Source organism: Micromonospora sp. NPDC023814, assembly GCF_040639595.1.
Classification (GTDB): domain Bacteria; phylum Actinomycetota; class Actinomycetes; order Mycobacteriales; family Micromonosporaceae; genus Micromonospora.
Genome location: NZ_JBFAAF010000165.1, coordinates 1 through 4,444 on the forward strand (window position 1 = coordinate 1; position 4,444 = coordinate 4,444).

The following is a 4,444-nucleotide window of genomic DNA, read 5'->3' on the forward strand; positions in this document are numbered from 1 at the left end:
CGCCGGCCTGCCCGTCACCGCCGTCACCCAGCCCGATGGCCTACCCATGCGCACACCCCTTGATCGAGGTGTTGCGACGACCACTGGAATCCGCCTTGGGCTCCATGATCGGTATGCATGATCGCCCCGTCGAGGCTGCCTCGGGTGCGCTGCGCGGCGTGGAGGGCGTCGATGACCAGGTCGGTGCGCATGTGCTCGGCGATCGCCCAGCCGGCGAGGCGACGGGAGTGCAGGTCGAGGACGGTGGCCAGGTAGAGGAATCCGCGGTCACCGACCGGCAGGTAGGTGATGTCGCCGACGTAGCGTTGGTTGACGGCGGGGGCGGTGAAGTCCCGGCCGATCAGGTCCGGGGCCTTCGCCGCGGCCGGGCCCGGCACCGTCGTACGAGTTCGTCGGCGCAGTCGCAGACCCCGCACGCCGAAGCGGCGCATCACCCGCGCGACCCGCTTACGGTTGACCAACTGCCCGGCATCGCGCAGCTCAGCGGTGACGCGTGGTGCTCCGTAGGTGCCGTCGTGAGCCGTGTGCACCGCACGGATCCAGGCCGCGAGAGCGACGTCCGCGGCCTGTCGGGTGGCCCGGGCCGTGGCGGCCGAGCGCCAGTAGTAGAAGCTCGAGCCTCGATGGTCTGACACAACCGCTTCACGCCGTAGCGCTGCTGATGGTCGGCGACGAACTGGAAGCGGTTCACCAGCGCGTCTCCCCGGCGAAATACCGGGCCGCCTTCCGCAGAATGTCCCGTTCCTCCTCCAACTCCCGGATCCGCCGCCGCAACGCGGCGTTCTCGTCCTCCATCGAGCCGGCCGCCAGCGCCGCCGCCGGCCCGGCCGCTGCGCCCCGACGCTGGTCATCGGCGCGGACCCAGCTACGCAACGTCTCCCGATTGACCCCGAGATCGTCAGCGATCTGCGCGATCGCCGCCCCGGGACGAGACCGGTACAACGCGACCGCGTCGGCCTTGAACTCGGCGGGGTAATGCTTCATCACCATCTGTCAGGGACTCCTGATCTCCCCGGACCATCACGATCCAAGGTTCAAGTGTCCAGGACCAGGGGGCAACTCCCATGCTTCCGGCGCGCCGGAGATGGGGTGGTGATCCTTCCCCAGACCACTGTCTGGGTTCAGGGCACCGGTCCCCAGGGGGAACCTCACAGAATCGGCGCGACGGATCCCACGCCCGACACTGGTCCACCCGGGCGAGGGCAGGGCCGCCCTCCGGCCACGCAGCGGACCAAGGTGGCCCGGCGCGGTGCGATGGTCCTCGTCAGCGGGTTCGTGGCGCCCTTGGCTGCCGTCGGCGTGTGAGCGCCGACGGTGCCGCCGCGGCGGGCGCACGGGCCACCCCGACCCGCTGCCGATGCAACGCAACCCGGGCCGGGCCAACGGGCAGGGAACCCACCGAAGCGGACCCCGCTCACGCGGCTACGAACTGCGGAACCCGGATGAGATGTGGGGTTACCGGCGCATCGCCTCCCGAGCAATGCCAATCCGCGAGTGAACGTTGAGCTTGGCGAGGATGTGGGAGACGTGGGCCTCGACGGTGCGGCGTGAGAGGAACAGCGCCGCGGCGATGTCAGGGTTCGACTGTCCGTCCGCGACGAAACGGGCGATCTTCGTCTCGGTCGGGGTGAGGGACTCCCAGCCGGCGGTCGGCCGGCGCCGGGGTCCGGAGCGGCCGCGGCGGACTCCGTATCGCCGCAGTCGCGCGTCGGCCCGGATGATGTCCCAGGTCGCATCGAGGCCTGTGTAGAGGGCGATCGCCTGGCGGTAGGCAGCACGGGCCGCCGGCTGATCACCGCCTTCGGCGAACAGTTCGGCGGCGTCTTCCAGGGCGCGGGCCTGAGACAGCGGATAGCCGACCCGATGCATCCCGTCGGCGGCATCGAGGACCTTCGCCGGGTCGGCGTCCAGCAGTCCCTGGCACAGCTGCGCGGAGGCAATCATTGACGACCAGGGCTGCCGGCGGGCGAGAGCGATGCTGGCCTGAGTCGCGTCGGTGGCGATGCTGCGCTCACCCGTGGCCAGGGCGAGGCGCACCACGTCGACCAGCCACACATCCGATCTCAGCTGTGGGGACTGCCAGGTTGCTGCCGGGCCGAAGGTGGCCAGCAGGCGGGACAGGGCCACGGCGAGTTGACCCTCTCGCTCGGCCGCCAGTGCCCAGGCGCCCAGCAGGAGGCCAGCGTGCTCGCGGACCTCACCATCGCTGAGGCTCAGGTCTTCCACGCCCTGTAGCTGCCGCTCGGCCGTCGCCCGGTCGTCACGGTGCAGTGCGATCAGTGCCCGTACCCCCCGAAGGAGGGGCCGCAGATTGACGGCGAGCGGCAGGCCGTCGGCGGCCTGCAGCTCGGCCAGCGCCTCGTCCCACCGTCCACGGTAGAAATCGTGTGACGCGGCCTGCGCTCGCAGTCCGCCAAGCCGCGGCGGTGGCCCGGCCTGCTCGGCTAGCACCAGGGCCCGGGCGATGGCCTGGTCGGCCTCGGCTGGGCGGCCCATGTTGTCCAGGCGTACGCAACGATTACCCAGCACGAGCAGCCGCAGGTCCACCGCGTCCGGCCGGTCACCAAGCACTACCAACGCCTTGTCCATCAGGTCCAGGCTGGCCGCCTCGTCGAACTGGTTCTCGCTGGTCAGCATTGCCCGGATATGCAACGCGTACCCTACGGCGAGCGAATCGCCGGCCCGGAGTCCCTCGGCTTCAGCCTGCGCCGCCGCGGCCTGCGCCCGGTCGAGGTAAGCGCCGGCAGCGGCCAGGCTCATCGCCTGCATGGCGTGCAGGCGGGCACGCCATAGCGGCGGCAAGCCCTGACGGGTCAACGCCTGCTCGACCACCTCGGTCGCCTGCTCAAGCCGGGCCATACGCATCAGCCCGTACCCCAGCGTCCAGGCGATCCGGCCGGCGATTGCGTCGTCGCGGGTCTTCGTCAGCGCCGGGCGGGCCACCTGTTCGACCTGCTCGTTGTCGCCGAGCAGGAACAGGGCCGTGGCCAGGTCGGCGTCGAGATGCTCTCGGCGCGGGTCCGACTCGGGGAGCCCCTCGCGGGCGCGGCGGAGCAGAACGGCGGCGACCTGTGGCGCCCGGTGAGTCAAGGCCGAGGCGGCTTCGAGGATCCAGCCGACCGCCCAGGCGTCTGCCTTACCCGGCATGGCCAGCAGGTGCTCGGCCACCCGTTCCGCCGGCGCTCCCACCCGAGCCAGAGCCTGCGCGGCCTGGCGGTGCAGGGCGGCGCGTACACTGGCGGGGATTCCCTCGTATAGCGCCTCCCGGATGAGGCCATGTCGAAACACCAATTCGTCGCCGGACTCGGCCAAGACGCCCGCGGTCACGGCCTCATCCACGACGGCGACCAGCTCGGTGGCCGCGCGGCCGGTGATCACGACAAGATCGGTGACGGTGAACGCCGGCCCGAACAAGGCTGCGAACCGCAACACGGACCGGGCCTGCTCCGACAGGAAACCCAACCGCCGGCCGATCGCCGTCGGCAAGGAAGTCGGCAGCCCGCCGGTGCGGACGAGCTCCGCCACGCCAGCGTCTACCCGGATGCGCGATTCGAGTACGAGCGCATCGACCAGTTCCCGGACATACAGCGGGTTCCCTCCGGCCTGTCTCAGCGTCGCGTCGAGCCGGTCATCCGGTGGGGCCCCCACCAGGTCGGCAACCATCTCGGTCACCCGGGGTTGCGGCAGCGTATCCAGCTGCACGAGCCGCGCCCCGCGTTCGACCAGTTCCTGCCGCAGCGCCTGCATTCGCTGCCGACGCGGTACCGGCCGGCACGCGGCCACCGCCAGCAGCGGCAACTGGGCGGTGGCGGCGCTCAACCGGGACCAGACCGCCAGACTCGCATCGTCGGCCCAATGCAGATCATCCAGCACGATCACCACCGGCGCGGCGGCGCAGAGTCGATCGACCAGCACGAGCACCTGCTCGGCCAGCACCGCCACCACGTCCCGAGGCGTCACCAGCTCTGCGACGCCCTCTCCACGCAGCAATGCTGCCAACGGTGCCCGTACCGCATCAACCGCACCCGGCCCGACGCGCAGCGCATCCACCATTGCCCGCAATGGGACCGGCGATACCAACTCCGACGCCGCCCCCCGATACACCTCACACCCGACCCTCGCCGCGTCGGCGAGTACGGCCGCGATCAACGCCGACTTCCCGATGCCGGGCTCGCCCTCCAGCCACGCCACACCACCCTGACCCGCGGACACCCGGGCCACAAGTTCCCGCAGCATCTTCAGCTCGTCGTCTCGACCAACCAGGTGGATCGGAGACACGCGTGTGCTCATGGCCGCTACCTTAGTGCTTCAGTTCGCAAGTCCTTCGGGGGTTGACGGTTCGGTGCTTGGATGCGGCCAGTCGGTGATCGGGCTGATGAGGACGTCGCAGACGAAGTCGAGTGCTTCTTCGGTGGTGCCGCTGAACCAGTACTGGTCTTCGTAG

General features: G+C 70.4%; 1 protein-coding gene and 1 pseudogene. Both read right to left on the bottom strand.

The features are described from left to right. Nucleotides 1–95: 95 nt before the first annotated feature. Nucleotides 96–990, bottom strand: a pseudogene (locus tag AB0G14_RS34770) (IS3 family transposase); the annotation flags it as partial. A 465-nt stretch (nt 991–1,455) separates the two neighbouring features. Next, a complete protein-coding gene (locus AB0G14_RS34775) occupies nt 1,456–4,290 on the bottom strand; it encodes an AAA family ATPase (protein WP_357704888.1) in 2,835 nt (944 codons plus the stop codon). Between the last annotated feature and the right edge of the window lie 154 nt (nt 4,291–4,444).

Bases quoted from the DNA above. Each gene is read 5' to 3' on its own strand.
- AB0G14_RS34775 (WP_357704888.1), bottom strand. From the start codon at position 4,290: ATGAGCACACGCGTGTCTCCGATCCACCTGGTTGGTCGAGACGACGAG.